Genomic DNA, 26,518 nt, shown 5'->3' with positions numbered 1-26,518 from the left:
TGCGACAGTATCCGGTTCGCAGGGCGGGACCTGACAGCCGCCTACTGCTTAGGGCTATCCGCGTCCGGCTTTACGTCCGCTGCAGGTTACCGTAAATGCTGTGCATAGGGAAATGCGAGGCCGGTCCGCTGTATGGCGGGAATGCGTCGAAATCCTGCTTCATCTGCGCACGTACCGGCGAGGCCAGCGCTGCGGTCAGCGCCGCGGAATCGTCGAAGACCACTTTGTTCCGCTGCATGGCGGTTGCTTGCGGAATATCTAAACCGGTCCGATAGTCGACCCGCGTATAGATTTCCAGCTCACGAATGTGGGGCAGCTGTGCCATGAGCGGGGGATGATGCTTCAGATAGTGCGTCAACCACGCATTGAAATTCTGGGCTTCTCCTTCATAGCCGACGAGATACGTGCATTTCTCAGACGGATCGTCAATGTCGGGGGCATTCGGCGTAGCAAATTTTCTCACCGCCATGAGTTGCTGCGCGAATGCAAGGCGGTCCTGGACGGCGTCGATCGCTTGCTCCACGATCGTATGTGTGGCACCGCCGCGTTGAAGCGCCGCTTCGGCAGGATTGAGATCGTCGAAATACCACTGCAGCACCCAGCGTGGCTTCAAAGCATGTTCGTTTGAATGAGGGTCGCCATTCGCCGACTCCGCAGAGCGATGGATCACGAAACGCCGCAGTCCTTCTACGTTCTGGGACACCGCCTGAATCAGCGATATATCGATGTCGCGCGGCTCCCGATGTATGCCATTGCGGTAGCCGATAAGAAACAGACAGACTTCCACGTTCACCTCGGAGCACTTGCTACGACGGATTGCGCCGTTGCTTCTGGCCGCACAAGGCGGTGGAACTGCCGACCAAAATAGATCAGTCCGTCGCCCTCCGATCTGGTCGAGATATGCCCGATTTCTACAAACATGACCGAATGCGATCCAACACTCTTGAGGTCGACTATCTCGCCTTCGAGACTTGCAATCGCATGCGAGAGGACCGGGGCCGACTGATGCCCGATCGTCCATGCGTGACGTGCGAATCGCTCGTCCATCGAGCAGGCTGTCATGCCCGCGAAATCACGCGCGACGTCCTGACATTCCGCAGCCAGCACATTGATGCACACGTTCCGGTTGTGATGCAGAACATCGTGTACATAACTGGCCTGGTTGATACAAACGAGCATCGTAGGCGGCGCATCCGTCACGGAACAGACTGCGCTTGCGGTAATCCCGCAACGTCCGCTCGGGCCATCCGTGGTGATGATGTTGACGGCCGCGGGCAGGCACGCCATCGCATCGCGGAAACGCCGTTTGGTGTCGTCGATCGTCATGATTGTCCTGTCGCTTTCATGTGGCATGGCCCTCATCAGGGATACGGCGTTACCGGCGCGATGCCGGCAAACAGTGCGCCCGATGCGTCGTAGGTGCCTTCTCCAAGGAACGCGTGCTGCGTCACGACAATCGAGTCGCGCACCAATCGCTGCAGCCGATTCTCGCGGTAGATCGCCGCGATGCCCGCCAACTGATACGCCTGCATCACGACCTCGGCACACACTTGTGCGGCGTGCGTTGCGCTGAGGCGCATCAGATTGGCTTGATGCTGTGTCACAGGATCGCCGGCGATGATGGTTTGCCACGTCGATTCGGCGGACTCGTAGAAGAACGCGCGAGCACTGCGCCAGTTGGCCTCCGCTTTCGCGAGGCCGGAGCGGTAGTAACCGCGGTCGGCAAGACGCGGGGCGCCGGTGGTGGTTTTAGTCGATCCGGACATGTCGGTCAGCAGATCGAGCGCTGCACGCGCGAGGCCGATGTTGACGGCGGCGTGTACTTGCGCCTGGTACGCAACGGCGGGATAGCGATAGAGCGGTTCGTCGATCAGCGCTTGGCCGCCGCGCACGAATGTCCATTGCGCGTCGACGAATTTGTCGCGAAGCCGCAGATCATGGCTGCCGGTGCCCTGCATGCCGACGACGTTCCAGTTCTCGACGATCTCGACTTCGTGCGCGGGGAATACGGCGGTGAAAGGTTTCCCTGCGCCTGTGTCACCCGAATTGGCGGGCGTGCCGCCGATCCCTACGCCGATCCAGTCCGCGCCCTTGCAGCCGCTTGCAAATCGCCATTGGCCGCTGACCATGAAGCCACCCGGCACTTTGGCGGCTGGCTGCAATGGATAGAGTCCGCCGGCAAAAACCTGGTCGGGTCCTTTTGCATAGATATGCTGCTGCGTTTCGATTGGGAGCGACGCGAGATAGGTATTCGCCGATCCGAACGCGGCGACCCACGCGGTCGACCCGTCGGCGATTGCGATGCGCTCGAGTATGCGCAAAAACTGCGGCGGCGGCAGCGCGTCTCCACCAAACCGCCGCGGCGTACTTGCCCGAAAGATACCCGCGCGTTTCATCTTCGCGATCATGTCGCGCGGAACATGCGACAAGTGATCGAACTCGTCTCTTCGACGCTCTATTTCCTCGATCAGAACATCGAGGGAAAGGGGACCCGCGTACTCCGGATACGGGTCGGCTTGATCCATGACGCGAGGTTCATAGGCGTAAGTCGGAAGGCTGGCACTCTGGAGGCTTTGCATGATGGCAGGGTGTAGGAATTGAAAAATCGATCCGTCTGGTGCGGCGGCGCCTCGGCGCTGTCTCTTGACGGTGTTAAGCGCTTTCTTTCGCCTGAAGTCTCAAAGCCTTTGGGAAAGTCTCGGGCGCGAGACAGGTCGCCAGTACGGTGATCAGTCCGAGAACAACGAGATAAATGACGACTGGCGTGGCGCTGCGGTAGTGAGCGAGCAGCGCGGTCGCGATCATCGGCGACAGGCCGCCGCCGAGTACCGACGACATCTCGCGGCCAATGCCAAGGCCCGAGAAACGCAGATGCACGGGCAACAATTCGCTGATGAAAGCAGGTTGAGCGCCTTCGAGGATGCCCAGTGTGATGCTGTTGGCGAGGACGAGCGCCAGGATGACTTTCCACAGCACGCCCGAGCCGAGCAACACGAAGTAAGGATAGGCGACCAGCACCATTGCAATCGCGCCGGCGAGATAAACCGGCTTGCGGCCGATTTTGTCCGTCACGTGGCCCATGACGAGCGAAACGGGGATCATCAACAGCATCGATACGGTCAATCCACCCAGAATCCAGCTCGATGGCAGGCCAACAAACCGGCCATAGGCAATCGAAAAAGCGAAGAAGATGTACGACGCAGCGCCTTCGCCAAAGCGCAGGCCGAAAACAGTCAGCACCTGACGCGGACATTGGCGAAGCACTTCGATAATCGGCATGCGGCTGCCGCGGTGCGCGGCCTTGACCTCGGCGAACTCGGCACTTTCGTCCACGGAGCGGCGCATCCACAGTCCGAGCGCGACTAACACGGCGCTGCACAGGAACGGCACGCGCCAGCCCCAACTCAGAAAGTCGGAAGACGACAGCGTCTGGACGAGCAGGAACGCAACAGTGGAGAGAACGAAGCCGAATGCTGCGCCGCACGGACTCCATGCAGCCAGTGCGCCGCGTTTCGAAGCGGGCGCGCTTTCGTGGATGAGCAAAATACTGCCGCTCCATTCCCCACCCGCAGCAAGACCCTGCACGATGCGCAGCAGGACCAGCATGATGGGGGCCGCGATGCCGATTTGCTGATAGGTCGGCAAGAGACCCATGCAGACGGTCGCGCTGCCCATCATCAACAGCGTCAGCATCATGACCGTCTTGCGGCCGTATCGGTCCCCGATGTGACCGCAGAGCACGCCACCGATCGGGCGGGCGATGAAGCCGACCGTAAAGCCGCCGAACGCCGCAATGGTCCCAGTCAGTGGATCGGTGCCGATGGGGAAGAACAGGTGGCCGAACACCAGCGCGGCGGCGGTTCCATAGAGAAAAAAGTCGTACCACTCGAGAATCTGGCCGAGCACTGCAGTCGTCACCGCGCGGCGAACCTTGCTGGTCGGACGCAGATTGGATAGGGGAGCAAGCGTAGCTGTTGCGTCAGGATTCATGGCATTTCGCAGATCACAGTGTTGGAGATCCCGCCTCTCGACAACACAGATCGGCAGGTACGACGATGCGAACGGGGCAGGCATGTCCGCACAATATGGCCGAGGCAAAAGGCGGTCAAATTCAGGACAAAAATGAACGACATGAATGGCGTGCATGACGACGCATGCAGACAAATGAAGTCATCCGGAGCGCGGTACGCCACTTGGACCGATCGCGTTCAGGCATCTGATCGGCGTCTCAGTGCGGCAGCAGTTCGCGAGACCTACGCTTGCACAGCTACTCGACGTCGAGGAGAGCAGGCCGCAACTGCGCGTGGCGCTGGCCAGCACCGGATCGGTGCGCAGCGTGTTATTGGAAGTCCTCGCGCGTGACGGTTTGCCACCGCAAGAGGACGTGGCCGTCGCGGCGCACGCTCTATGACGAGATGGTTGCAGCAGACGTCGTGATGAAAACCGGCGTGTTCAAGCATGAACGCGGCTCGCGATTCTTCTGTGAAGTACCGGGCGGCGTCCTCGTCGAATTCAATACCCGTTCGGATGCCGACGAGAAGTATCGAGGCACCTTCGCCCTCTAATATTCTGGGATTCCGGGCAACGGGTGTGCATACATCTTTCGTTAGCGACGTGCACTTGCCATCAGCGCCTGTGGCGCATCACTTCCCAGCAATCGCGATGGTCCATTCGGCTGAGTTTGCGCCGCCGCGTCATTTCGCGCCAATAGTGAACGGCGACCAGCAGCACGGCGGCGCTCAACCCACACAGCCCCACGACGATTCCTGTCCACGATTCGGCCACGGAACACTCCTTGACTGTGAAACTGATCAAGCGATACGTGTCATTCGTCGTTCAGGATACGAGCGGCAGCCTTCAGAAACATCTGTCCGTCGTGAGTGATGAGAGGGCGCTGTTGCCCGGAAGGGAGGTTCTCCAGCGTGACGAGCTGACGGTCCAGAAGCGCTTCCAGATCGGAACCGTCCAGACTCAGCCAATCCGGCGCATCCTTGAGTAGCATGAGGGTCGCGAATTCATGCGGACTGAGCATCGCCGTCTCCTGGCTAAACCTGCTTTGCTGGGAACGTGATCCGTTGGCCTCGCTACGCGAGCAGGATCAATTCGGGGATGGCTGCTGCAGGCTGTCACCTCACGTTCGGGTGGCATGTCGCGCGCCATGGCACTCATCTTAATGCTGAGTTGTCCAATAGATCAATATGTGGGAAAAACTTTTTCAGCATTTTTACGGCACCTTCGTGAAGCCGTCGCGGCGCAGCATGACCCGTTGACCGGCAATCGCGTGCCGCTTCGCACAACGTGTTCGTCAGCGCACAGACGTGATGCGTGTCACACTGATCCCGACGACTACTCTGGCAGCGCTTCCATACGCCCGTCTGCATACTCGAGGTGAGTGCAGGATGCCGGGCGCTGCGATCGAAACCTGAAGGAGACAACCGTTGACCACCTTCCTCCTACGTAACGGCGCACTTCTCGACCCTACCCATCCTGATCTGCTAGAAGGCTTCGAAGTCCTCATCGAGGACGGTTTCATCCGCGAGGTTTCCGACAAGCCGATAAAAAGCGGCAGCGCGCACGTAATTGATGTGAAAGGCAAAACGATCATGCCGGGGTTGATCGATCTGCATGTGCACGTCGTCGCGATCGAGTTCAACCTGCCGCGCGTTGCAACGCTACCCAACGTGCTGGTTACGCTGCGCGCCGTGCCGATCATGCGTGCAATGCTGCGCCGCGGCTTCACCACCGTGCGTGACGCAGGGGGTGCCGGGTATCCATTCAAGCAGGCGGTCGAGTCAGGGCTGATCGAAGGTCCGCGCCTCTTCGTATCCGGCCGCGCGTTAAGCCAGACCGGTGGTCACGCCGATCCGCGCGCCCGCTCCGACTACATGCCGCCCGATTCACCCTGCGGATGCTGCGTGCGCGTGGGGGCGCTTGGCCGCGTGGCGGACGGCGTCGATGAAGTGCGCCGGGCCGTGCGCGAGGAACTGCAGATGGGCGCCGACCAGATCAAGATCATGGCTTCGGGCGGCGTTGCGTCACCGACCGATCCGGTCGGCGCATTCGGTTACTCCGAAGATGAGATCCGCGCGATCGTAGCGGAAGCTCAGGGGCGCGGCACCTATGTGCTCGCGCATGCTTATACGGCTGCAGCGATCGCGCGCGCGGTGCGTTGCGGCGTGCGCACGATCGAGCACGGCAATCTGATTGACGATGAGACCGCCCGCCTCGTCGCGGAGCATGGCGCGTATGTCGTGCCGACCCTTGTTACTTACGATGCCCTTGCAAGCGAAGGCGAGAAATATGGTTTGCCGCCCGAAAGTATTGCCAAGGTCGCGGACGTGCACGGCGCCGGCATGCACTCGATCGAAATCATGAAGCGCGCCGGGGTCAAGATGGGCTTCGGCACGGACTTGCTCGGCGAGGCACAGCGTTTGCAAAGCGATGAATTCCGGATCCTGGCGGAGGTTTTGTCACCGGGCGAGGTGATCGCAAGCGCGACCCTCGTTGGCGCGGAAGTGCTGGGCATGCAGGACAAGCTCGGCAGAATCATGCCGGGTGCCCATGCCGATGTGCTGGTGGTCGATGGCAATCCTCTGAAGTCCGTCGATTGTCTGCTGGGTCAGGGTGAGCATATTCCGCTCGTGATGAAGGATGGCCGGCTCTTCGTCAACGAACTCGAAAGAGTTTGACCGTTTGACGCTGCGTCCGCGGCGCCCCGCAGTCCCTGTCGGAGCCTGTCTATGACGATGATTTCCGCCCGCATCGAGCGCCTGCCGTTTTCAGCTTTTCACCGCCGTCTGCTATTGATGGGCGGCCTCGGCTACACCTTCGATGCGATGGACGCCGCCGTGCTCGCTTTCCTGCTGCCGGTGTTGCGCACGCAATGGGGGCTGACGAGCGTACAGACGGGCGTACTGGGAAGCGGCACGTTCATGGGCTATTTCTTCGGCGCGATGCTGGCGGGCATGCTCGGCGATATCATCGGCCGGCGCAAGGTCATGATGTATGCGCTCGTGATTTACTGTGTCGCGTCGCTTGCCAGTGCATTGGCGAACGACTGGGGATTTTTTCTCGCGACGCGGATTGTCGCCGGGTTAGGAACGGGAGCGGAAAGCGCCATCGTCGCGCCGTTTCTCTCGGAGTTCGTGGCGCGGCGGTATCGCGGGAGTTTCACGGGCAGCCTCGCGGGTTTTTTCTCCTTCGGCTTCGTAGCGGCTGCATTGCTCGGCTATCTGGTGATCCCGCTCGCACCCAATGCATGGCGCGCCGTGATGGTCATCACCGCGCTGCCCATTCTGATGCTGCTGTGGTGGCGCCGCGCGTTGCCCGAGTCGCCGCGCTGGCTGGAGGCGCGCGACCGGCACGCGGAGGCCGATGCGATCGTGTCGAGGATGGAGGCGGAGGTCACCCAAGCGGGCGTGCAGTTGGAGCCGCTGTCTCCGGTGCGTGACGGAACCGTTCCGCTCGCAGCCGGACGAGCCTCGATCGTCGCGAACGTCAAGGCGTTGTGGGCGACGAAACTCGCGCGCATCACAGCCATGACGTGGTTGATGTGGCTATCCATCACGTTCAGCTATTACGCTTTTTTCACGTGGATTCCCGGCTTGCTGGTTCAGAACGGAATGACGATCACGCGGAGCTTTTCGTATTCGCTCGTGATTTACATTGCACAGATCCCGGGATATTTTTCAGGCGCGTGGCTCAACGAGAAGATCGGCCGGCAGGCGACGATCGCGTCATACATGATATTGGGCGGCGTATCGGCGCTTGGGCTTGCATTGACGCGTACGGATGCCGGCATCATGGTGTCGGGCATCCTGCTGTCGTTCTTCATGAACGGCACCTATGCCGGCGTTTACGCCTATACCCCGGAGGTGTTTCCCACCGACGTGCGCGCAACGGGCACGGGGCTCGCTTCGTCAATTGGCCGGCTGGGCGCGATTGCAGCGCCTATTCTTGTCGGGTACGTCTATCCGAAGCTTGGTTTTGGCGGGGTGTTCGGTGCGACAACGCTTGTGCTGTTGACCGGTGCGATGGCCGTGGTACTCATGGGGGTGCCGACACGCGGAAGATCGCTCGAGGACATTGCAGCAGGGCAAATCGAACAGTATTAGCGCCAAATGTCGCGTGCTATGCTTGGACCGGCAAGTATCTCCGCGCTACCCACCGCTATCCGTGTCGACGATGAGGTAAGTGCCATCCAGAACGCCGCACCGGTCGGCGCAAAACCGAGCCGGACACGACTGCGATCGTTGACCATGGACTATCGTCATCTGCAGCAGCGCAAGAGCTTGCACGGCCGCATTGTGCAGGAGCTCGGCATGGAGATCGTCGGCGGCAAGGTACAGCCGGGCCAGCGCTTGCCTGCTGAGGCCGACTTATGCGAGCGCTATGGCGTTAGCCGCCCCGTGCTGCGCGAGGCCACCCGTGTGCTCGTGGCGAAAGGGCTGGTCGTGTCGAAACCGCGTGTAGGCAGTGTTGTGAAGCCTCGCGCGGAGTGGCACATGCTTGACCCCGATGTCCTGTTCTGGACGATCAACAGTGTTCCGGAAGGCGAGTTCTTCAGCTCGCTCCTGACCGTGCGCCGCGTTATCGAACCCGCGGCGGCGGCACTTGCCGCCACGGCTGCAACAAGCGACGATCTTGCGCGCATTGCATCGGCTTACGACCAGATGGAGCGTGCGGAAACCGCAAGCGCGCTACTGGATCCTGACCTCGAGTTTCATCGCGCAATCATGGCGGCCACTCACAACGACCTGCTGGCCTATATCGGCAACATGCTGTCACTTGCCCTGACGGAATCGATCAAGCTGACGAGCCGTCATCCCGACACACACGCGCTTTCGTTGCCGCGGCACAAGGCGATTCTCACTGCAATCCAGAGTCGTGACCCGTTGGGCGCGCGGCATGCAAGTCTGGTCCAGCTCGACAATGCACGCGCGGACGCCGAGCGCGTTCTGGAAACCGGCAGCCAGTTTCAGACAGAACCCTGATGCGAACGGGTTGGCTGAGTCGAACCATTGGGCAGAGCGTAGCGGGCGCTTACTGTCCTTTATGTCCCTTGTTTTCCGGGCGCCAACTCGATAGTCATACTATTAAAGCTGCATATCGTGCAGATCATTTCGAAAACGCACGACCTGCAGCCAGCGATCCGGACCTGTCCCATCATCGTGTTGCGCTGCACGGCTGGACGCGAATGCGGAGCGCCGCGCTGCACCGCAAAAAATTAATTAGTCGGACTAGTTAAGGGTATACATCGATTAGTAGGCAAAAGGGCGTGATATAGGATTTTCTGGAGGGTAGTCATGCGTACGCGCGTGCACGTGGGTTTCATGAAAGGAATGATGCCCGGCTCCGGTGCTGTTCTTGCCGGGGCTTTTCCTGCTTGCGCCGTCATGGACATTGAAGTGTTCAACAACTGAGAGACGGGAGACTGAGATGGCGCAAGCGAAGGAAGGCAAGGACGAAGTGCAAGCCACGCGTCGCGGCTTGCTGCAGGGCGCGGGCCTGTCCGCAGCACTGGCGCTAATGGGTGGAATGATCACGCCGGCGCAGGCGGCGGAAGCCGGATCGTTCCCGGCGCACAAACGGTGGAAGATCGTATTCGTCAACCACGTCACAACGAATCCGTTTTTCGTTCCCACGCAATACGGCATTCAGGATGCGACCGCGTTGCTGGGCATGGACTATCAATGGACCGGGTCGGCCAATGCCGACATCGGGGAAATGGTGAATGCGGTCAACGCGGCGATTGCCGGGAAAGCTGACGCAATTGCGGTACCGATCGTCGATCCCAAGGCGTTCGACAAGCCCATCCAGGCCGCACTCGACGCCGGCATTCCCGTGTTCGCCTATAACGCCGATGCACCCTCGGGTTCGACGAATCCGCGCCTTGCCTATATCGGCCAGGATCTTTATCTGTCTGGTTACCAGATGGGCGAGCGAATTGTCAGCCTCATCGACAGCGGTCTCGTCGCGCTCTTTATCGCCACGCCAGGCCAGCTCAACATTCAGCCCCGGCTTGACGGCGCAGCGGCCGCAATCAAGAAATCGGGCAAGAAGATCGACGTGCAGACCATCGCAACCGGCGCGACCGTCAACGAAGAACTCTCGAAGATCAAGTCCTTCTTTCTCGGCCACCAGGATCTCAAAGGCATGTTTGCCGTGGATGCGGGCAGCACCCAGGGCGTTGCCGAGGTGATGAAAGAATCCAACCTGCCCGCCAAAGGTGTGCACGGCGGCGGCTTTGATCTGTTGCCGCGCACGGTCGATTTGATCCACGAAGGTTTCCTGGACTTCACGATCGACCAGCAACCTTATGTACAGGGTTTTTATACGGTGCTGGAGGCCTTCATCTTTCTTTCATCCGGCGGCCTCGTTGGGCCGGCCAATATCAACACGGGTCTGAAATTCGTCACCAAGGGCACGGTCGATCCTTACCTGAACACCTCGACGCGCTATGAAGGCAAAAGCACGAAAGCCCAGATCGTGCCACGCACAGGCGCGATCAAAGGGTGACCTCTGCCGTGCCGGACGCCCCACAACCCGCTGCACGTCCGAGGCGCTGGTCAAGCGCGCTCGGGCGTTCCAGTGAGATTCGCATCCTTGCCGTCGCACTCATTCTTTGCATCTACTTCGAGACGGTCAACCACGACTTCTTGCTGACCGGCGCGAGTCTGCAGAATCTCTCGCAGTTCATCGCCCCGGTGGCGATCATTGCCTTTGGTGAAATCATGCTGATGATCGGTGGGGAGATCGATCTTTCCGCCGGGATGGTTTTTGCGTTTGCGCCTTTCATCATGCATTTTTCTCTCGAGGCAGGCCTGCCGGCATGGCTTGCGATGTTCACCGGCGTCATTGCGGCAGGCCTCGTCGGGCTCATTAACGGGGCCGTGACGGTCTACCTGCGCATCCCATCCTTTGTGACGACGCTCGGTACGTTGTTCTTCGTGAACGGCCTCACGCTGACGATCTCGCGAGGTACACCGGTTTCGCCACCGGAGGATTCCGTATTTGCGGCGGTCATGGGGGGATGGGGATACAGCGAGATCATCTGGACGCTTGCCATTGCCGCGGTCATGCACGTGCTGCTTCGTCATACACGCTGGGGTTTGCATACGATCGCGTCGGGAGCGAATCCGCTGGGTGCGAGCGAAGCAGGGATACAGGTCAGGCGGCTGAAGCTCGGCAACTTTATTCTCGCCGCGCTACTGGCCGGATTGACCGGGATTCTGGAGGGTTTTCGTATCACCTCGATCGATCCGCAAGCGGGCGGTAACCAGATCATGTTTCTTGCCGTTGCCGCAGCCGTAATTGGCGGCACGCCGCTCGCCGGTGGATCGGGCACGATCATCGGTGGGCTGATCGGTGCGGCAGTGCTTGGCATTCTCAACGACGGTTTCACGCTGATCGGCATCAACGCCTTCACCTTCAACATGATTCTCGGCGCGGCGATCCTCGGAGCCATGATCTTCAACATCCACGTGGTTCGTCTCGCGCGCAAAGGGGAGTTGTGATGTCCGAGGTGTTGGAGGCGCTGCGCGGCGAAGATATTGTCAAGCGCTTCGGTGCGGTTACCGCGCTCGACGGCGTGTCGCTGACGCTAAGACAAGGCGAGATCCTTGGCGTGCTTGGCGACAACGGCGCGGGCAAATCGACGTTGATCAAGATTCTGACCGGGTTTCATCAGCAGACCAGCGGCAAGCTTTTTGTTGGTGGCGAGGAAACCATGCTTCGCTCGGTCGATCACGCCCGTTCACTCGGCATTGAATGCGTCTACCAGGATCTGGCGCTCGCCAATTCGCTGAGCATCTATCACAACATGTTCCTGAATCGGGAAATCATACGTCGAGGCCCGTTTCGCCTCTTGAACAATCGCGCCATGCGTATTCGTGCCGCGGAGTGTCTTGAGGAGATCGGCGTGCACGTGCCTTCGGTCGACCTGCCGGTCGAACAACTTTCCGGCGGACAGCGACAGGCAATCGCAGTCGCTCGCGCGGTCAATTCAAATGCCAGGATATTGCTGCTTGACGAGCCGCTCGCCGCAATGGGCGCCCGCGAGGCTGGGCTGATCATCGACCTGATCCTTCGACTCAAGAATAAAGGTGGTCTGTCCATCATCATGATCATGCACAACTACGCTCAGACGCTCGACATCGCGGACCGCGTGATGCTGATGCAGCGCGGACGTGTCACTTACCAGCGGGAAGCAGCCAGCACGTCCGTCGAGGAACTGATGGATATCGTTCGACGCGAATATCGGGCAATGCGGGCAACGACAAACTGACACCGGACCGCTACGTGCGCGAGCATTCGAGTCGGGCGTGATCCACGCGCGCTTTCAAAAGCGGCCCGGCGCGGCATACCCCTTTACGCAAAAGTGATTTCGATTTCCGGCACTTCTGAGGCCAGCGGCCCGCACCTATAGTCAGGTCAGCTTTCGGACGCTAACCCCAACTTCATGAGGGGACCCGGACGAAGCCCGCCTAACCCAAAGGAGCAGACCATGTTGACCAGGACGTCCCCGGCGCTTCTCGCCGAACCCGCTACTGCGACCCTGGACGCGCAATACTTCGAGTACACGTCGTCCGCCAATCCGATCGGCGCGAAGCTCATCTCGCGCGTGCCTTTCCGCAATTTCCCGCCTTCGCTGTACGCGGATGGCGCAACCCGGGTCGTGCCGCTCGACCTCTCCGCGGAGTTGGGTTGCCCCGGCCCCGCGACCGGTCCCGGCTTGAGCGCCAATTTCCTGCGCATCAACGCAGGCGACGCATTGACGCTTGCCCCGAACGCGACCTCGCAGGTCTGCTACGTCATTAGCGGGACCGGCAGCGTGACGCAGGCCGAAACCCGCTTCCCGTTCGCGCAGGGCGATTTCTTCACGCTGCCAGGCGGCGATGCCGCTGTGCTATCCGCCGACGCGACGGCCACGCTCTATTACGTCAACGATGCGCCGCTGCTCACGTATCTCGGCACGACCGGCGTCCGCGCGCGTTTTGCGCCGACGCTCTATCCGGCCGCCCAGGCGCAGGCGGAATTGCGCAAGGTCTCGGAAGAAGCCAATGCAGGCCGCCGCAACCGCATCAGCGTGCTGATGGGCAACGCTAACTTCCCGCAGACGCGAACGGTCACGCATGTGTTGTGGGCCATGTTCGGCATTGTGCCGCCCAACTCAATTCAGAAGCCGCACCGTCACCAGTCGATTGCACTCGACTTCATCGCCGGGGGCAAGCCAGGCGTCTATACGCTGGTCGGTAGCGAACTGGATGAGAACGGCAATATCGCGAATCCGATACGCGTCGATTGGGAAGCCGGGATGGCGTTTGTTACGCCGCCGGGATACTGGCATGCGCATTTCAATGAAACGAACGAAAACGCTTATGTGATTCCGATCCAGGATGCCGGCTTGCAGACCTGGCTGCGCACGCTCGACATCCGCTTCGCCCGTTAAGGCTTAAGCGCCAATGCGAGTCAGTCGTCCCAGTACGGCGGCTCGCCAAACATCTCGGCGTAGAAATCCACGAACGCGCGTACCTTCGACGAGACGATTTTCTTCGGCGGGTAGACCGCCCAGACCGCTGGTTCGGCTCGCCCCGTGCGCGCCTCCCATTCAGGCAGCACGTGCTGAAGGTGCCCTTCGCGCAAGGCCGTAGACGCGAGCCACGTCGGCAGGAGCGCTAGGCCGCAGCCGGCCACAGCGAGTTCCAATACGGCTTCGGAGTCGTCTGCGCGCAAGCGCCCTTGCAATTCCACCAGCACCTGTTCCGGCGACGCCTGTGCATCCGCGACGCGCGTGAAAGACCATTTGTCGTCCGGCAGCAGGGACAAGCGAAGCGTATCGTGCGCGGCCAGATCTTCAGGGACACGAGGCATTCCGCTGCGCTTGAAATACGCCGGGCTGCCGCAGACTATGCGACGATGCGGCGCAATGCGTTTGGCCATTAACGAAGAGTCGGGCAGCACGCCGATACGGATTGCCACGTCAATGCCGGCTTCGATCATGTTGAGCGTTTCATCCGTCGACACGATATCGAGGCCGATGTCGGGGTAGCGCGTCATGAACGCCGGCAGATGCGGCACGATATGCCGGCGTCCGAACGCCGACGGCATCGTGACGCGCAGCACGCCTTGCGGTGTGAGATTCAGCGATGACGTGACCTGGCGCGCGTCATCGAGCGCCTGCAGGGCAATTATGGCGTGTTCGCGAAACAGTCTGCCGCCCTCTGTCAGGACGAGCCCTCGCGTCGACCGGTTGAACAGGGCAATGCCCAGATCCTTTTCGAGCTCGCTTACGTAGCGCGAGATGGTCGAGGTCTTGACTGCCATTTCATGGGCCGTCTTGCTGAAGCTCTGCAGTTCTGCAGCGTTAATGAAGGCCCGTACCGCGGCAAAATAATCCATGGCTATATTTCCAGCGTGAAACAACGGACTAGTTGTGGCAAGTGCAAAGTTCGTGCTCAAAAAATGCCAGGCGAATAACTGTCAACGATCGACGTGCCTGTATCGTAGTGAGTGTCGAAGGATAACCCCTTGATCTTCCCTCTTGCAGCAAGAAACGGGGGGCTGCTGAAGCGAATATGACATCACTGTAATGTGAGCGTCAGCGTGCATCCATCTTCGCCGTACAGAATGAGGAACACTCACTCCCGCTTCCACGAGGTGGTGAGATCGGAGGCTTCAGTCATAGTGGCGTGAAGCTGACCAAACTTAAGTTCGGGAGATATTTCATCATGAAGACCCTTATCTATGCAGCGTTGATTGCCGGCGTATTCGCCGCTCCAGTTGCCTCTTTCGCGCAGGAGGCTGCGGCTCCGCTGACGCGGGCGGAAGTACGCGCGGATCTGATTCGACTAGAACAGGCCGGGTACCGGCCGGCCGCCAAAGATGTGCACTACCCGGACGATATCCAGGCAGCAGAGGCGCGTGTCCAAGCGCAGAATGTTGCGGCGCAGGGGAGCACGGATGTAGGCGGAACGTCGGATGGCTCATCGCAGGCGGGCGCGCCGACGGCAACCGTAAATACTCATTCGATCTATTTCGGTCACTGAAACTCGCGGGCCTCACAAGCCATCGTTGGTTACTTCTTTCGGCGTATTGAGTGGACGGTCGTCTGAAAACACGAACATCGACGAGATGAGCGAACGCGACGGAATGTTTCAGATCCATTACAGGTATGGCGTTCACTGAATACAGACCATAAATAAGTTTTACTTTCCGATTTTCCGCCGCGCCGCCATTGTGTGAGCCATACAGCCGCATCGATGGGGAATAGGGCTATCTGTACAGATAGCCATTTCTTAAGATTCCTTAAGAAATGGCTCGTCGATCGAGAGCGGCGGGAAATTCAAATACTCAGGCCAATCCGTGGACCAGCGGTCAAGCCCATAAATGGAAAGGAGACGAATCGATGGAAAAGCGCCGGATGGCCTGGATATTACTCGCTGCGGCCGCATTGGCCGGCTGTGGAGGTGGAGACAACATCAGCACACCGACATCGCCAAAGCTACTGACGAACATCGCCGTGCCCAATGCTTCGAGCCCGCCATTCAGTTTCGACATCGGCTACGTCGAGGCCGGCAAGTACTTTCTCACCGACCGCAACAACAAAGCAGTCGATATCGTAGACACCAAATCGAACACGTTGATCGCCCAGATTCCGGGTCCATTCATCGGTGCCGGCGCCACGACAAACGAGTCCGGTCCCGACGGTATTGTAGGTATCACCGGCACGAACACGATCTATGCCGGCGACGTCGACTCGGTCAAGGTGATCGATACGGCTGCGCAAAAGACGGTCAACACCATCACCATCAGTAATTCCGGACAGCGCGTCGATGAGGGTTGCTACGATCCTGACGATCATCTCGTGATGTACGCGAGCCCTGGAGACTCGCCGCCGTTCGTCACGTTCATTTCCACGCTGACACAAACGGTGCTGGTAAAGCTTCCTTTCAACGGTTCGTCGGGGCTGGAAGCATGCACATATGATCCAGCCTCGAAAAGCTTTTTGATCAACAACGACGGGACCGCTGCCAATCCCGATGGCGAACTCGATGTCATCACTGCCAGCTCCGCGGCGGCGGGAAGTCCTGCTGTCAGCAAGTCGTTTCCATTAGGGAAATGCGGACCGACGGGCATCGTGCTCGGTCCGAATAACGACGTGCTCATTGGATGCGATCCACCCGCCGGCAATCCCCTCATCACGCTGATCCTCGATCGTACAAGTGGCGCAATTCAAGCCAGCCTGCCATTTGGCGGGGTGGACCAGGTCAATTACGATCCGGCCTCCAATCGCTATTTCCTGCCGGCCCGGCACTATGTCACCAGCGGTACTGCTGCCGCCTCAGGGTTTAGCCCGCAGATGGGGGTAATCGATGGCGCGTCACGGCAGTTGCTATTTAAGATTCCCGTGGGCACAGGCGCGCATTCGGTCGCCATCGATAGTTCGCTTGGGCAAGTGTATGTGCCGTTCCAGGCCGGCGCGGCAGGATTCCCCAACGGCGGCATCTCAGTGTTCTCGACCCGCTAGACTGTCACCAACGCCCAGGCAGGCTCAGCTCGCACGATAGGGGCGTTGTTCATGCGAGCGGCGCCTCCTGGTCGCCGACAGAACGCTGTGAGCTATGACGGCTGCTGTAGCGGCCGAAGTAGGGCAGCGCAAACAGGTACAGCCCCGAGAACAGCAGAAGGGCCAGCGGCAGCAGCGGCGCGTAGGTGATCCAGGGCGGCGGGACACCGCTTCCCTGGGCCATGGCGGCAAAGTTGGCGATAACCGTCAGCGTGAAGGCGATGGATACCCACCGGTGAGACCGACGAATCCAGCTGCTGGTACTCATGTCGTGCTCCTCGGGGCCTGGATCATCTTCCAGCCGTTGCCGGCGGGGTCGCGGAAACCGGCATCGACGCTGCCGAAGCGGTCTACCGGCTCCTGGGTGAATTCCACGCCGCGGGCTTTCAACTTGGCGTAGCTGGCGCGGCAGTCGGTCACAGAGAGAACCAGAGGCGGCATGGCCCCCTTGGCGACCATGGCGCGCAAGGTTTGCGCAGTGGCGTCGTCGTGGATGGGCGGGCCGGGTGTGAACAGGCCGAGCTGGAACGAGGGCTGATCCGGATGCTGGACCGTGAGCCAGCGGTAGGGACCGTTGCGCACGTCCGTGTGGACGCGGAATCCGAGCTTGTCGACATAGAACGTGAGCGCTTCGTCCTGGTTATCGACGTACAAGCCCACAACATTTACACCTTGGTTCATGGCACCTCCCTGGTTGATGGTCAGAATGTATCTTTGGCCACGCGGCGGCGCTTCTCCAAAACTGCGATGTTGAGGTCGGGTCGCTGCGCGGCCTTGAGGACGCAGGCGGGCACACGGTCGAGTTGAGGCATGTTGGCCTGAGCCTCGAGGCGCAGGGCGCTGGGGCTTTGGCCGGTGATGTCGCGGAAGATGCGGCCGAAGGTGCCCAGGCTCTCCCAGCCGGTGGCGAAGGCAATTTCCGTGATGCTGAGCTCGGTGTCGCGCAGGAGGGTGGTGGCCTGTTCGATGCGCCGTGTCAGCAGGTAGCGGTGCGGTGGGAGGCCGAAGGCCCGCTTGAAGGACCGTGCGAAATGGGCTTCAGAGACGCCGCTGACCTCGGCGAGTCGTTTGACGGGCCAGGCTTCGTGGGAGGCGGCGTCCATGCGGTCTTTGGCGCGTAGCAGTCGGCGCAGCAGGGCCGGGTCTTGCAACGCGTCGGCGCCGACCGGTGTGGGGGACGAGGCAAGCGGCTGGGCGTGATGGTCTTCGCGAAGGGGCATGAGTTCCGGGAGGGCCGACGGGATGCGGGTAGTTTAGGCTCAACGCGGGCACCCGCAAAGCGGCGCACTGGCGCCCGCTGAGGCCGACAACGCGTGTTCTGGCGCATTGAGTCTCAGACCTTGGACAACATCCATTCCCTGAAACGCTTCAACCCCGGTTGTGTTTCGATGCGCCCCGGGAAATAGCAGAGATAGTGTCCATGATCGACGTCGATCGGAGCCGTCAGCGGCTCAACGAGGGTGCCGGCCGCGAGGTTGTCGCGCACGAGAAAGGCTGGGATGAGCGCCAGTCCCAAACCGGCCTGAGCTGCCTGGATCAGCACGGAGTATTGCTCGAAACGCGGGCCTGCAAGCACATGCATATCGCGTACATCGTAGAACTCGGCCCATTGACTCCATACCTGTTCAGCCTGGCTGTGCAACAGCCGGGGCACACGCGCGGCATCCTGCAACCGTCGTAACGCATACCTTTGCTGACATTCAGGCGCGCAGACCAGCAGAAAAGTACGCCCGTCGATGTAATCGCATTGGACGCCCTCCCAACTTCCATCGCCATAGCGGATAGCCGCGTCCAGATCCAGCGGAAACGGATCGCCGTGCGCGAGGTGCCGGCTGAAGCTGATCGTGAGTCCCGGGGTGCTTGACAGGAATTCCGGTAGCCGGGGAATCAGCCATTTGGTCGTGAATGTCGGCACGCTCGCGATTGTCAGCACGTCGCTCTGCCCGGCGGCGCTCATCAGTTCAAGCGACGCGTTGCCCAGGTCGCGCAACGGGGTGGCCACGCGCGCGAGGTAAAGGCTGCCCGCCCGGGTGAGCGCAAGATTGCGGCCGTCCCGAATGAATAGCTGCACACCGAATGAATCTTCCAGGCTGGCGATCTGCCGGCTGACTGCGCTGGGCGTCAGTCCCAGTTCACGCGCCGCTCTCGAGAAGTTCAGATGCTTGGCGGAGCTCGTGAAGGCGAGTAATTCGGTGACGTTCGGGTAAAGGTGTTTCATCGGTCTGGCGTCGAAGTATTCCGGATGCGCACAGCGCAATGCGTGTTTTGTACGTTTTTTTCATGACGACGCCATGTCGCATCCGCACACTTGCAAGCAAATCGAAATCTTGCGCCCCAGTCCAGTCAGGGCGCGCAGATTTCAGTCCGTTTCACGAGGAAAGCTTGCATGCAAACGCCTGCCGCACCGGTCATCCAGCCCCATGTTCCCGCTCGTCACAGCAGCGGGGGCTTTGCGTCGATCCAGCGCGTCGCGCTTCATGCCGTGGTGGTGCTCTTCGCGATCTACATGCTGCTGCCGATCGCTCTGCTGCTGATCGGCGCGTTCGGTGAAACGTGGACCAACACATTGCTGCCGACCGGCGTCACCGGACACTGGTTCGCCGACCTCGCCGCCAACACGAGTTTCCGGCGCGCTTTCGGCGTGAGCCTGATGGTCGCATTGGCGTGTTGCTGCGCGGCTGCCGTGATCGGTTTGCCGCTCGCGTATGCGCTGCACTACCGCTCGCTCTCCGGGCGCGGCATGACCGCGCGGCTGGTCGCGTTGCTGCCGGTCGGGGTGCCCGCGCTCACGCTGGGTTTCGGTTACATCGCCATCTTCAGCGGCGACACGCTGCCCTGGCTCGGATCGTTGCCGTTGCTGATCGCCGCCCATACGGTGCTGACCTTGCCGTACCTCACGCAAACACTGCTTAGCGACTTGCGCCACCTCGATATCGCGCGCCTCGAAGCGTGCGCTGCGACGCTCGGCGCCACACCGCTGCGGCAGTTCTTCACGATCGTCTTGCCCAACCTCCGGCAGAGCCTGTTCTCGGGACTCGTCATGGTGGCCGCACTGTCGATCGGGGAGTTTCAGGTGTCCAACCTGATCGCCGGCTTTCGCTACCGGAACTATCCGGTCGTGCTGTTGCAGGCGTTTTACGGCGCGACCGGCATGGCGTGTGCCGCCACCGTGGTGCTGCTTTGCCTCGCGGTGATCGCGACCCTGGTATCGATCAACACTGTTCAACGACTGAAGTAAAACGATGAGCCTCCATTTCGACAACGTGAGCTTTACTTATCCTGGCGCGCAACACGGCATCGAAGCCGTCACGCTGTCGGTCACGCCGGGCGAACTGCTCGCCGTGATGGGCCGCAGCGGTTCCGGCAAGTCGACGATCCTGCGGCTGACCGCGGGTCTGCTGGACGGCTATCGAGGACGGATTGCGATCGACGGGCGCGACGTCGCGGGTGTTCCTGTGTGGCGCCGCGAGGTCGGCATGGTGTTCCAGCAATACGCGCTTTTCCCGCATCTGAACGTGCTGGACAACGTGGCCTACGGGCTGCGGATGCGCGGCATCGATGCCGCGAAACGCCGGGGTCGCGCGCTCGACATGCTCGAACGGGTCGGTCTTGCCGAGCATGCCGGGCGGCGTACGACCTTGCTGTCGGGCGGGCAACAGCAACGCGTCGCGCTGGCTCGCGCGCTGGCGTTCGAACCGAAGGTGCTGCTGCTCGACGAACCGCTTGCGGCGCTCGACGCAGGCATCCGACAGCAACTACGCGACGAGATTCGCACGCTGCAACGCGCATGCGGCGCCACCACCCTGCTGGTCACGCACGATCAGGACGAAGCGTTGAGTCTTGCGGACCGCGTGGCCGTGGTCGACGGCGGGCGTGTCTTGCAGGTGGATACGCCTGAACGTCTCTACGAGCAGCCGGTATCGACCCAGGTCGCGCGCTTCGTTGGTCATTCGAGCGTGATGCCCGGACGCGTGTTAGCGAACGGCACGGTCGACGTTTCCTTTGCGCTGCTGTCTGCCGATACTCGCGATTTTCGCCCCGGCGATCAGGTCGAGGTGCTGCTTCGTCCCGAGCACGTGCAGCCCGATCCGCCGGCGAACGCGGTCAACCGGCTCGCGGGCCGCCGCGCCGAGGTGCGCTACTTCGGGGCGACGTGCCGCTACGACTTCGTTCCGGATTCCACGCAGAAGCCGCTTCTGTGCGAAGGGCGCCGTCTTGCCGAACACGCTATCGCCGTCGACCCCGAACATTTGCTCGTGCTGCCCGCGCCGACCAGTCAATTTTGCTAATTCACCTTCCTTGTCTGACGGAGAACCAGAATGTTTGCAGGGCTTAGTCTTTTGTCGCGAGTCCGCCGTATCGCCGGAGTCGTTTGCGCATTGTCGGTACTGACTGCCGCGTCTGGCGCTCATGCCGCGCCGGCCGCGCCGCTTTACCCCGGAGAGGAGGCGTTGTACGCAAAGGCGGCGGATGAAGGGCTCGTCGTGTCGTTCGACACCGGTCCCGAATGGGCCAACTGGAAGGCGCTGTTCGCCGAGTTCAGAAAGCGCTATCCGAAGGTCGAGATTACGTACAACGACATCGGCTCGGCTGCGACGGTGGTGGCGCTGGACAAATCGCGGCGGCGCCCGCAGGCCGACACTGCGTACTACTTTGCCGCGTCCGCACTGGACGCCGTCAACAAGGACGTGGTGGCGCCGTTCAAGCCGCTCAATTTCGACAAACTACCGCCGGTGTTTCGCGAGCGCGATGGCCGCTGGTTCACGGTCCATTCGCTGAACATCGCTCTGCTGGTCAACCGGAAACTGATCAAGGACGTCCCGCAGGGTTGGGCCGACCTGCTCAAGCCCGAGTACCGTAACTCGGTGGTCTATCTGGATCCGCGTTCGACCGGACAGGGACAGGTCGCGGTCTTCGCTGCGGCTTATGCGTTCGGCGGCAGCGTCGACAATCCGAAGCCGGGTGCCGATTTTTTCGGCAAGTTGCGTGAAGCGGGCAACGTGATGCGCGTTGAAGGCACCACCCCGTACGCGAAGTTCGTCAAGGGCGAGATTCCGATCCTGATCGGCTACGAAAACGACGGTCTCAAAGCGAAGTATGCCGACGGCATGGGCGACGCCGTCGAGGTGGTGATCCCGAAGGAAGCGACGGTGTCCGCACCGTACGCCATCAGCCTCGTGAAGGACGGCCCGAATCCGAACGCGGCGCGTCTGTGGTTGAACCTGGTCATGAGCGACGTCGGCCAGGCGCTGTTCGCGCAAGGCTACGTGCGTCCCGCGGTGCCTGACGTGCAACTCTCCGCGGACATCCGCGCGAAGATGCCCGACGTGCCGCAGATGCATCCGCTCGACGTGGTCAAGGCCGCGGCGAAGAAGGCGGAAGTCGACCAGTTGTGGGCGCAGGCCGCGCTCGCGAAATAAGGGGCGGCAGATGGGGACTTCCTCGATGAACGAAGGGCTCGCTCGGCGCTTCGGCGCGCTGCCGGCGGGCCTTCTTCTCACCCTGTTCTTTGCGCTGCCGCTCGGCGCATTGCTGGTCTCGGCGGCCGAGGGGAACGGCGCGGCCTTCGTGCGCCTCGCTCATGATCCGCTGGTGGTCAGTGCGCTCGGTCACTCGCTCGCGCTGGCATTCGCCGCCGGCACCGTGTCGCTCGCGGTAGGGTTGCCGCTTGCGATGGTGCTGGCCGGACAGCCGCCGCAGCGGCGCGGCTGGTTGCTCGCGTTGCTCGGCGTGCCGTTGGCGTTTTCCGGTCTGGTGATTGCATACGGGTTCATCCTCGCCTTCGGCCGCGCCGGCTTCGTGACGAGCATCGTCGCTCGCCTCGGCGCCGACCCGGCTACGATCGGGGCGCTGATCTATACGACCGCGGGACTGGTTGCGGCTTATGCGTACTACCTGATTCCACGCGTAGCGCTCATGCTTTATCCGGCGATTGCTAACCTGGACCGCCGTCCGATCGAAGCCGCGCTGACACTGGGCGCGTCACCGCTGCGGGCGCTCTTCGACGTGGCGTTGCGGGAACTGTGGCCATCGATCGCTGCGGCCTGGTGCCTTGTCACATCGATCGCACTGGGAACCTACGGTACCGCACTCGCGCTCGCCGGGACGCAGATCAATATCCTGCCGCTACTGATGTACCTGAAGCTTTCAGACGGACAGACGGACTTTCCGCAGGCAGCCGCGCTTTCGCTGGCGTTGATGGCGGTCTGTACGTGCGTTCTGGCACTAGGAGAATGCCTTGCACGGCAACGACGACACTGAATGGTCCAACGCAGCGTTTCTGGCGCTGCAGAGATTGGCGGTTCACCAGACGGGCCCAATGCGGCATGCGATGCCGGTCGGATTGATCGGTCCGAGGGAAGCCACACCGGAGCAACTGCAGGCGGCGAGAAACCTGGGCTACGCGTTAGCGGGCACCGGCATGACGATTCTCTGCGGCGGCAAAGGCGGAGTGATGGAAGCGGCCGCATTCGGCGCGAAACGCGCGGGCGGCATCGTGATCGGCCTGCTGCCCGAGGACGATGCGAACGAGGCTAACCCGTTTCTTACCGTGGCGTTGCCAACCGGACTGGGCATCACACGAAATGCGTTGATTGCGCGCGCTTCGCTCTGCCTCATCGCGATAGGAGGCGGGCTGGGCACGTTGTCGGAGATGGCGCTTGGCCTGCAGTGGAACAAGCCCGTCTTCACCCTGCTAGGCGCACCTTTGGTACGGGGGGCCGAGGTGTTCGACGATGTTGATACGCTCGTCGCCAGTGTGGCGAACTGGCTTGTAACCGCGAGACAGACGCAAACAGCCAAAGAGTGAAACGGAATGCGGGCGCGAGTCACCGACTCACGTCCGAGGCTTTGATGCAACAGGTATCCCAATCAGTTTGATCACTTCTCTCTAATAAATAGGCATCCTTATCATGATGAAAAAAACCACCGTGACATTGCTCGCGATGAGCAGCCTGTCGCTCACCGCATACGCACAGAGCAGCGTGACCTTGTACGGGATTGTCGACGCAGGTCTTGGCTATACGAGCGGCCAACGTGTCTTGCAGACCAAGGGTGCGGCAGGCAAGCCGGCCGTCTACAGCAATGGATCGAGTTATGGGTTTGCGAGCGGCACCTGGTCAGGTGACCGTTGGGGGCTGAAGGGCAACGAAGACCTGGGTGACGGCCTGTCGGCGGTGTTCCAGTTGGAGAACGGTTTTAACATCGGTACGGGGCAGCTCGGCCAGGGCGGCCGCGAGTTCGGTCGTCAGGCATGGATGGGATTGTCGAGCACCAAACTCGGCAAGCTCACGCTGGGCCGCCAGTACGATCCAATCGTCGACTTCGTCGGCAGCATCAGCGCGGGCACCTTCCTGACGGGCATGGGCGCGCACCCCGGCGATCTGGATAACATCGACAATCAGGCGCGTGAGAGCAACTCGATCAAGTACACGAGCCCGGTATTTTCGGGGCTTCAGTTCGGCGCACTGTACGGTTTCGGCGGCCAGGCCGGCAGCGTCAAGAACCAGAGCACGTGGAGCCTGGGCGGCCAGTACACCCATGGTCCGTTCGCCATAGGCGCGGCCTACATGCAGGCGACCAACGCTTACGGGGCCAATGGCGGCGCGTGGACCAGCGCGTATGACGGCACATTCGCTTCGTCGATCAACGAAGGCTTTGCGTCGGCAAAGAACCAGCAAATCATTGCCGCTGCAAGCACGTACCAGATCGGCTCGGTGACGCTCGGTGTGTCGTACAGCAATACGCAATACCAGGCCGGCAGCTTCTCGTTGTTCTCCGGCAAAGAGACGTTCAACTCGGCGGGCGCGACGGTGTCCTGGCAGGCGACGTCGGCGCTGCGCATCGCCGCAGGTTACGACTACACGCAGGGCAGTTCTATCAAAGGCGAGTCGGCGCCGAAGTACAACCAGTTCAACCTTGCCTCGTATTATTTCCTGTCCAAGCGCACGGCACTTTACGGACTGGTCGGTTACCAGAAGGCGAGCGGCAAGACGCTCGACGCATTCGGCAATACGGTCAGCGCGACGGCTTCGGTCGGCGACGTGGGGAACGGAATTTCGTCGGCGAGCAATGTGCAAACACTCGTTCGAGTGGGTATCCGGCAGACATTCTAGGGCGCGGGCGGCGCACGTCGCCGCCTCACTGATCGGCGTCACGTAAGCCGGACGCCCGACACGCGCATCAAGCCGAGTCGCGGCGCTGCCGCGACTCGCTGCGCCGGCCCCAACCGGCCCCAATCGGACCCCAGGATTAGCACTCCCTGTAATTTTCCCGCCTCTCCGCTATAAATCATCGTAGGGGAGGGCTGCGTATTGTCGTACCGGCACGGTCGATGCATTCGTGTATCGATCGGCCTGTGATTGCGCGCGCCTGGCCCTGGCATCACACCGCCATGGAGGTGCATTGTGTTTGCCCCGACTCTTGCGCGCACGTTGCTCCACGCCGCTCTGATAGCGGCGTTTCTCTCCGGCTATCTGTGTCTGCCTCCGGCGGCGAATGCCGCGAGCGTCGCTCCACCGCCTGTAAAGGAAAAGCGGGTTTTACCGGCCAGCGCTTCAGCATCGGTCGACTTCCCTACCATCGTGGAGCGGTACGGGCCCGCCGTCGTGAATATCAGCGCGACGGCGTCCGAGCAGTCATCGTCGGTACCCGCTCCCGCAGCAATCGATGCTGACGATCCCATTCTTGCTTTCGTCAAGCATGTGACGCCGAAATCACAGGCGTCTCAGGACGGTTCGGCGCGCGCCGTTACGGGTATGGGCTCCGGTTTCATCGTTACCCCCGACGGCCTCATTCTGACCACCGCTCACGTGGTGGATCAAGCCGACGAAGTCACGGTCCGACTCACCGATCGACGCGAGTTCAAAGCGAAGGTCCTGGCGGTCGACGCCCAGAGCGATGTCGCATTGATTCAGATCGACGCCACGAAGCTGCCGACCGTCAAACTTGGCGACTCGTCGCGGGTGCGCGTCGGTGAATCGGTCCTGGCGATCGGCTCGCCCGACAGCTTCGCGAATACGGTTGCCGCTGGCATTGTCAGTGCCACGTCTCGCACGCTCCAGGACGGGAGCAGTTTTCCCTTTTTCCAAACCGATATCGTTGCCAACCCGGACAATTCGGGCGGCCCGCTGTTCAACCGTGCCGGCGAGGTGGTCGGCATCGATGTGCAGATTTACGCGGACTCGGACAGGTTCCCCAGCCTGGCCTTTGCCATTCCGATCAACATGGCGGCCAAGGTGCGATCGCAAGTGCAAGCCGCGCAAGCGACTTCTCCTGGCGGTCTTGGCGTAGAGGTGCAGGACGTCGGCCCTGGCCTCGCCGTGGCTTTTGGCCTGCCGCGACCGGCAGGTGCGCTGGTCAATTCCGTTGCGCCCGGCACAACGGCCGCCGCGAGCGGCCTCAAGCCAGGCGACGTGATCGTCCGGATCGGCGACAAACCGATTGATCGCTCGACCGAACTCGGCGAGGATGCGGCCGCTTTGCCGCCCGGGACAAAAACCACACTCAAGCTGATCCGCAATCGAAGGCCGATGACACTCCCGGTCATGGTCGGCGCGTCCGCGGAAAGCCCCAAAGCTCGACCAGCCGAAGGCGGCTCAGGCTCAGGGGACCGCTTGGGCTTGAGCATGCATCCGCTGAATGAGGACGAACGGCGCGCGAACGATCTGGCGGTTGGTCTGATGGTGGACGGCGTTGATGGGGCGGCGGCGAGCGCCGGCATCCAGCCTGGCGATATCGTCCTGTCGCTCAATGACACGCTGGTCGAAACGCAGGCGGACGTGAGCGCGGTGGAAGCAAAGGCAGGGAAACAGGTCGCCGTGCTGATCCAGCGCAACCACGCGCGCAGTTTTGTTTCGGTCGCGGTTAGATGAGCGGCAGGTTTGCGCCAGTCCGCATCCCGACCAGGGTTAACCCATTCGAAACGAGGCGGCAAAGCACATACAGTTCTGA

General features: G+C 61.3%; 28 protein-coding genes. 17 read left to right on the top strand and 11 right to left on the bottom strand.

The window, feature by feature from the left end:
• Positions 1-70: 70 nt before the first annotated feature.
• The 4 genes from M0D64_RS00585 to M0D64_RS00570 all read right to left on the bottom strand — a co-directional run bounded on the left by M0D64_RS00585 (position 71) and on the right by M0D64_RS00570 (position 3,990).
• A complete protein-coding gene (locus tag M0D64_RS00585) occupies positions 71-787 on the bottom strand; it encodes an ethyl tert-butyl ether degradation protein EthD (protein ID WP_266256277.1) in 717 nt (238 codons plus the stop codon).
• A gap of 2 nt (positions 788-789) precedes the next feature.
• Complete coding sequence (gene hpaC / locus M0D64_RS00580; RefSeq protein ID WP_266238050.1) at positions 790-1,326, bottom strand: 4-hydroxyphenylacetate 3-monooxygenase, reductase component; 537 nt, start codon at positions 1,324-1,326, stop codon at positions 790-792.
• Positions 1,327-1,361: 35 nt separating this feature from the next.
• Entirely contained in the window at positions 1,362-2,579 is a 1,218-nt protein-coding gene (locus tag M0D64_RS00575; RefSeq protein ID WP_266256276.1) for an acyl-CoA dehydrogenase family protein, read from the bottom strand.
• Between the two features lie 73 nt (positions 2,580-2,652).
• Entirely contained in the window at positions 2,653-3,990 is a 1,338-nt protein-coding gene (locus M0D64_RS00570) for an MFS transporter (RefSeq protein ID WP_266256275.1), read from the bottom strand.
• Positions 3,991-4,358: 368 nt separating this feature from the next.
• Between M0D64_RS00570 and M0D64_RS00565 the strand changes: the two genes are divergently transcribed.
• The gene (locus tag M0D64_RS00565; RefSeq protein WP_308101416.1) at positions 4,359-4,565 is read left to right on the top strand and encodes a hypothetical protein; all 207 of its coding nucleotides are present in this window, start codon (positions 4,359-4,361) and stop codon (positions 4,563-4,565) included.
• A 61-nt stretch (positions 4,566-4,626) separates the two neighbouring features.
• On the opposite strand, the gene M0D64_RS00560 is transcribed toward M0D64_RS00565, so the two are convergent.
• Together M0D64_RS00560 and M0D64_RS00555 are read right to left on the bottom strand one after the other, a co-directional pair.
• Positions 4,627-4,785, bottom strand: a complete 159-nt coding sequence (locus M0D64_RS00560; RefSeq protein WP_154557875.1) for a hypothetical protein — start codon at positions 4,783-4,785, stop codon at positions 4,627-4,629.
• A 40-nt stretch (positions 4,786-4,825) separates the two neighbouring features.
• Entirely contained in the window at positions 4,826-5,032 is a 207-nt protein-coding gene (locus M0D64_RS00555; RefSeq protein WP_266238061.1) for a hypothetical protein, read from the bottom strand.
• Between the two features lie 406 nt (positions 5,033-5,438).
• Here M0D64_RS00555 and M0D64_RS00550 point away from each other — a divergent pair, with 406 nt between their 5' ends.
• The 7 genes from M0D64_RS00550 to M0D64_RS00520 all read left to right on the top strand — a co-directional run bounded on the left by M0D64_RS00550 (position 5,439) and on the right by M0D64_RS00520 (position 13,450).
• Entirely contained in the window at positions 5,439-6,689 is a 1,251-nt protein-coding gene (locus tag M0D64_RS00550) for an amidohydrolase family protein (protein WP_266238064.1), read from the top strand.
• 51 nt (positions 6,690-6,740) lie between these two features.
• Positions 6,741-8,114, top strand: a complete 1,374-nt coding sequence (locus tag M0D64_RS00545; protein ID WP_154557872.1) for an MFS transporter — start codon at positions 6,741-6,743, stop codon at positions 8,112-8,114.
• Positions 8,115-8,258: 144 nt separating this feature from the next.
• Entirely contained in the window at positions 8,259-8,993 is a 735-nt protein-coding gene (locus M0D64_RS00540; RefSeq protein ID WP_266256274.1) for a FadR/GntR family transcriptional regulator, read from the top strand.
• Positions 8,994-9,438: 445 nt separating this feature from the next.
• Positions 9,439-10,518 (top strand): sugar ABC transporter substrate-binding protein, encoded by a 1,080-nt coding sequence (locus M0D64_RS00535; protein ID WP_266256273.1) that lies wholly within the window; start codon positions 9,439-9,441, stop codon positions 10,516-10,518.
• Positions 10,519-10,526: 8 nt separating this feature from the next.
• A complete protein-coding gene (locus M0D64_RS00530) occupies positions 10,527-11,516 on the top strand; it encodes an ABC transporter permease (RefSeq protein WP_233464705.1) in 990 nt (329 codons plus the stop codon).
• The gene (locus tag M0D64_RS00525; protein WP_266256272.1) at positions 11,516-12,286 is read left to right on the top strand and encodes an ATP-binding cassette domain-containing protein; all 771 of its coding nucleotides are present in this window, start codon (positions 11,516-11,518) and stop codon (positions 12,284-12,286) included. The genes M0D64_RS00530 and M0D64_RS00525 overlap by 1 nt, the downstream gene beginning before the upstream one ends.
• Before the next feature lie 219 nt (positions 12,287-12,505).
• Positions 12,506-13,450 carry a cupin domain-containing protein gene (locus tag M0D64_RS00520; protein ID WP_266256271.1) on the top strand — a complete coding sequence of 315 codons (945 nt, stop codon included), beginning with the start codon at positions 12,506-12,508 and terminating at the stop codon, positions 13,448-13,450.
• 20 nt (positions 13,451-13,470) lie between these two features.
• Here the strand turns inward: M0D64_RS00520 and M0D64_RS00515 are convergent, their stop codons facing one another.
• Positions 13,471-14,400 carry a LysR family transcriptional regulator gene (locus M0D64_RS00515; protein ID WP_266238076.1) on the bottom strand — a complete coding sequence of 310 codons (930 nt, stop codon included), beginning with the start codon at positions 14,398-14,400 and terminating at the stop codon, positions 13,471-13,473.
• A 329-nt stretch (positions 14,401-14,729) separates the two neighbouring features.
• Here M0D64_RS00515 and M0D64_RS00510 point away from each other — a divergent pair, with 329 nt between their 5' ends.
• Positions 14,730-15,047 (top strand): DUF4148 domain-containing protein, encoded by a 318-nt coding sequence (locus M0D64_RS00510; protein WP_266238079.1) that lies wholly within the window; start codon positions 14,730-14,732, stop codon positions 15,045-15,047.
• A 359-nt stretch (positions 15,048-15,406) separates the two neighbouring features.
• Positions 15,407-16,528 carry a hypothetical protein gene (locus M0D64_RS00505; protein WP_266238081.1) on the top strand — a complete coding sequence of 374 codons (1,122 nt, stop codon included), beginning with the start codon at positions 15,407-15,409 and terminating at the stop codon, positions 16,526-16,528.
• Positions 16,529-16,577: 49 nt separating this feature from the next.
• Here the strand turns inward: M0D64_RS00505 and M0D64_RS00500 are convergent, their stop codons facing one another.
• The 4 genes from M0D64_RS00500 to M0D64_RS00485 all read right to left on the bottom strand — a co-directional run bounded on the left by M0D64_RS00500 (position 16,578) and on the right by M0D64_RS00485 (position 18,785).
• Positions 16,578-16,835 carry a hypothetical protein gene (locus tag M0D64_RS00500; protein WP_266238083.1) on the bottom strand — a complete coding sequence of 86 codons (258 nt, stop codon included), beginning with the start codon at positions 16,833-16,835 and terminating at the stop codon, positions 16,578-16,580.
• On the bottom strand, positions 16,832-17,248 hold the full coding sequence (locus M0D64_RS00495) for a VOC family protein (RefSeq protein ID WP_266238085.1): 417 nt from the start codon (positions 17,246-17,248) through the stop codon (positions 16,832-16,834). The genes M0D64_RS00500 and M0D64_RS00495 overlap by 4 nt, the downstream gene beginning before the upstream one ends.
• 20 nt (positions 17,249-17,268) lie before the next feature.
• Positions 17,269-17,787 (bottom strand): helix-turn-helix transcriptional regulator, encoded by a 519-nt coding sequence (locus M0D64_RS00490; protein ID WP_154557862.1) that lies wholly within the window; start codon positions 17,785-17,787, stop codon positions 17,269-17,271.
• A 113-nt stretch (positions 17,788-17,900) separates the two neighbouring features.
• On the bottom strand, positions 17,901-18,785 hold the full coding sequence (locus M0D64_RS00485) for a LysR substrate-binding domain-containing protein (RefSeq protein WP_154558018.1): 885 nt from the start codon (positions 18,783-18,785) through the stop codon (positions 17,901-17,903).
• A gap of 288 nt (positions 18,786-19,073) precedes the next feature.
• Between M0D64_RS00485 and M0D64_RS00480 the strand changes: the two genes are divergently transcribed.
• The 7 genes from M0D64_RS00480 (at position 19,074) to M0D64_RS00450 (ending at position 26,439) form a co-directional block, all read left to right on the top strand.
• Positions 19,074-19,805 (top strand): ABC transporter permease, encoded by a 732-nt coding sequence (locus M0D64_RS00480; RefSeq protein ID WP_257021158.1) that lies wholly within the window; start codon positions 19,074-19,076, stop codon positions 19,803-19,805.
• Positions 19,806-19,809: 4 nt separating this feature from the next.
• On the top strand, positions 19,810-20,856 hold the full coding sequence (locus M0D64_RS00475; protein WP_266256270.1) for an ABC transporter ATP-binding protein: 1,047 nt from the start codon (positions 19,810-19,812) through the stop codon (positions 20,854-20,856).
• Positions 20,857-20,886: 30 nt separating this feature from the next.
• A complete protein-coding gene (locus M0D64_RS00470) occupies positions 20,887-21,987 on the top strand; it encodes an extracellular solute-binding protein (protein ID WP_266256269.1) in 1,101 nt (366 codons plus the stop codon).
• A gap of 10 nt (positions 21,988-21,997) precedes the next feature.
• Positions 21,998-22,828 carry an ABC transporter permease gene (locus M0D64_RS00465; protein WP_266256268.1) on the top strand — a complete coding sequence of 277 codons (831 nt, stop codon included), beginning with the start codon at positions 21,998-22,000 and terminating at the stop codon, positions 22,826-22,828.
• 58 nt (positions 22,829-22,886) lie between these two features.
• Positions 22,887-23,375 (top strand): TIGR00725 family protein, encoded by a 489-nt coding sequence (locus tag M0D64_RS00460; protein WP_266256482.1) that lies wholly within the window; start codon positions 22,887-22,889, stop codon positions 23,373-23,375.
• Between the two features lie 106 nt (positions 23,376-23,481).
• The gene (locus M0D64_RS00455) at positions 23,482-24,681 is read left to right on the top strand and encodes a porin (protein ID WP_266256481.1); all 1,200 of its coding nucleotides are present in this window, start codon (positions 23,482-23,484) and stop codon (positions 24,679-24,681) included.
• 291 nt (positions 24,682-24,972) lie between these two features.
• Complete coding sequence (locus tag M0D64_RS00450; protein WP_266256267.1) at positions 24,973-26,439, top strand: trypsin-like peptidase domain-containing protein; 1,467 nt, start codon at positions 24,973-24,975, stop codon at positions 26,437-26,439.
• The last annotated feature ends 79 nt before the right edge of the window (positions 26,440-26,518 follow it).

Origin of the sequence: Paraburkholderia sp. WS6 (genome assembly GCF_030464835.1) — a bacterium.
Classification (GTDB): Bacteria; Pseudomonadota; Gammaproteobacteria; order Burkholderiales; family Burkholderiaceae; genus Paraburkholderia; species Paraburkholderia madseniana.
This window is presented reverse-complemented; position numbering and strand designations above follow the sequence as displayed.

Excerpts from the sequence above, each read along its gene's own strand:
- hpaC (WP_266238050.1), bottom strand. The coding sequence starts at position 1,326 with ATGACGATCGACGACACCAAACGGCGTTTCCGCGATGCGATGGCGTGC.
- M0D64_RS00575 (WP_266256276.1), bottom strand. The coding sequence starts at position 2,579 with ATGCAAAGCCTCCAGAGTGCCAGCCTTCCGACTTACGCCTATGAACCT.
- M0D64_RS00570 (WP_266256275.1), bottom strand. The coding sequence starts at position 3,990 with ATGAATCCTGACGCAACAGCTACGCTTGCTCCCCTATCCAATCTGCGT.
- M0D64_RS00555 (WP_266238061.1), bottom strand. The coding sequence starts at position 5,032 with ATGCTCAGTCCGCATGAATTCGCGACCCTCATGCTACTCAAGGATGCG.
- M0D64_RS00545 (WP_154557872.1), top strand. The coding sequence starts at position 6,741 with ATGACGATGATTTCCGCCCGCATCGAGCGCCTGCCGTTTTCAGCTTTT.
- M0D64_RS00540 (WP_266256274.1), top strand. The coding sequence starts at position 8,259 with ATGGACTATCGTCATCTGCAGCAGCGCAAGAGCTTGCACGGCCGCATT.
- M0D64_RS00535 (WP_266256273.1), top strand. The coding sequence starts at position 9,439 with ATGGCGCAAGCGAAGGAAGGCAAGGACGAAGTGCAAGCCACGCGTCGC.
- M0D64_RS00525 (WP_266256272.1), top strand. The coding sequence starts at position 11,516 with ATGTCCGAGGTGTTGGAGGCGCTGCGCGGCGAAGATATTGTCAAGCGC.
- M0D64_RS00520 (WP_266256271.1), top strand. The coding sequence starts at position 12,506 with ATGTTGACCAGGACGTCCCCGGCGCTTCTCGCCGAACCCGCTACTGCG.
- M0D64_RS00515 (WP_266238076.1), bottom strand. The coding sequence starts at position 14,400 with ATGGATTATTTTGCCGCGGTACGGGCCTTCATTAACGCTGCAGAACTG.
- M0D64_RS00510 (WP_266238079.1), top strand. The coding sequence starts at position 14,730 with ATGAAGACCCTTATCTATGCAGCGTTGATTGCCGGCGTATTCGCCGCT.
- M0D64_RS00505 (WP_266238081.1), top strand. The coding sequence starts at position 15,407 with ATGGAAAAGCGCCGGATGGCCTGGATATTACTCGCTGCGGCCGCATTG.
- M0D64_RS00500 (WP_266238083.1), bottom strand. The coding sequence starts at position 16,835 with ATGAGTACCAGCAGCTGGATTCGTCGGTCTCACCGGTGGGTATCCATC.
- M0D64_RS00495 (WP_266238085.1), bottom strand. The coding sequence starts at position 17,248 with ATGAACCAAGGTGTAAATGTTGTGGGCTTGTACGTCGATAACCAGGAC.
- M0D64_RS00490 (WP_154557862.1), bottom strand. The coding sequence starts at position 17,787 with ATGCCCCTTCGCGAAGACCATCACGCCCAGCCGCTTGCCTCGTCCCCC.
- M0D64_RS00485 (WP_154558018.1), bottom strand. The coding sequence starts at position 18,785 with ATGAAACACCTTTACCCGAACGTCACCGAATTACTCGCCTTCACGAGC.
- M0D64_RS00480 (WP_257021158.1), top strand. The coding sequence starts at position 19,074 with ATGCTGCTGCCGATCGCTCTGCTGCTGATCGGCGCGTTCGGTGAAACG.
- M0D64_RS00475 (WP_266256270.1), top strand. The coding sequence starts at position 19,810 with ATGAGCCTCCATTTCGACAACGTGAGCTTTACTTATCCTGGCGCGCAA.
- M0D64_RS00470 (WP_266256269.1), top strand. The coding sequence starts at position 20,887 with ATGTTTGCAGGGCTTAGTCTTTTGTCGCGAGTCCGCCGTATCGCCGGA.
- M0D64_RS00465 (WP_266256268.1), top strand. The coding sequence starts at position 21,998 with ATGGGGACTTCCTCGATGAACGAAGGGCTCGCTCGGCGCTTCGGCGCG.
- M0D64_RS00460 (WP_266256482.1), top strand. The coding sequence starts at position 22,887 with ATGCGGCATGCGATGCCGGTCGGATTGATCGGTCCGAGGGAAGCCACA.
- M0D64_RS00455 (WP_266256481.1), top strand. The coding sequence starts at position 23,482 with ATGAAAAAAACCACCGTGACATTGCTCGCGATGAGCAGCCTGTCGCTC.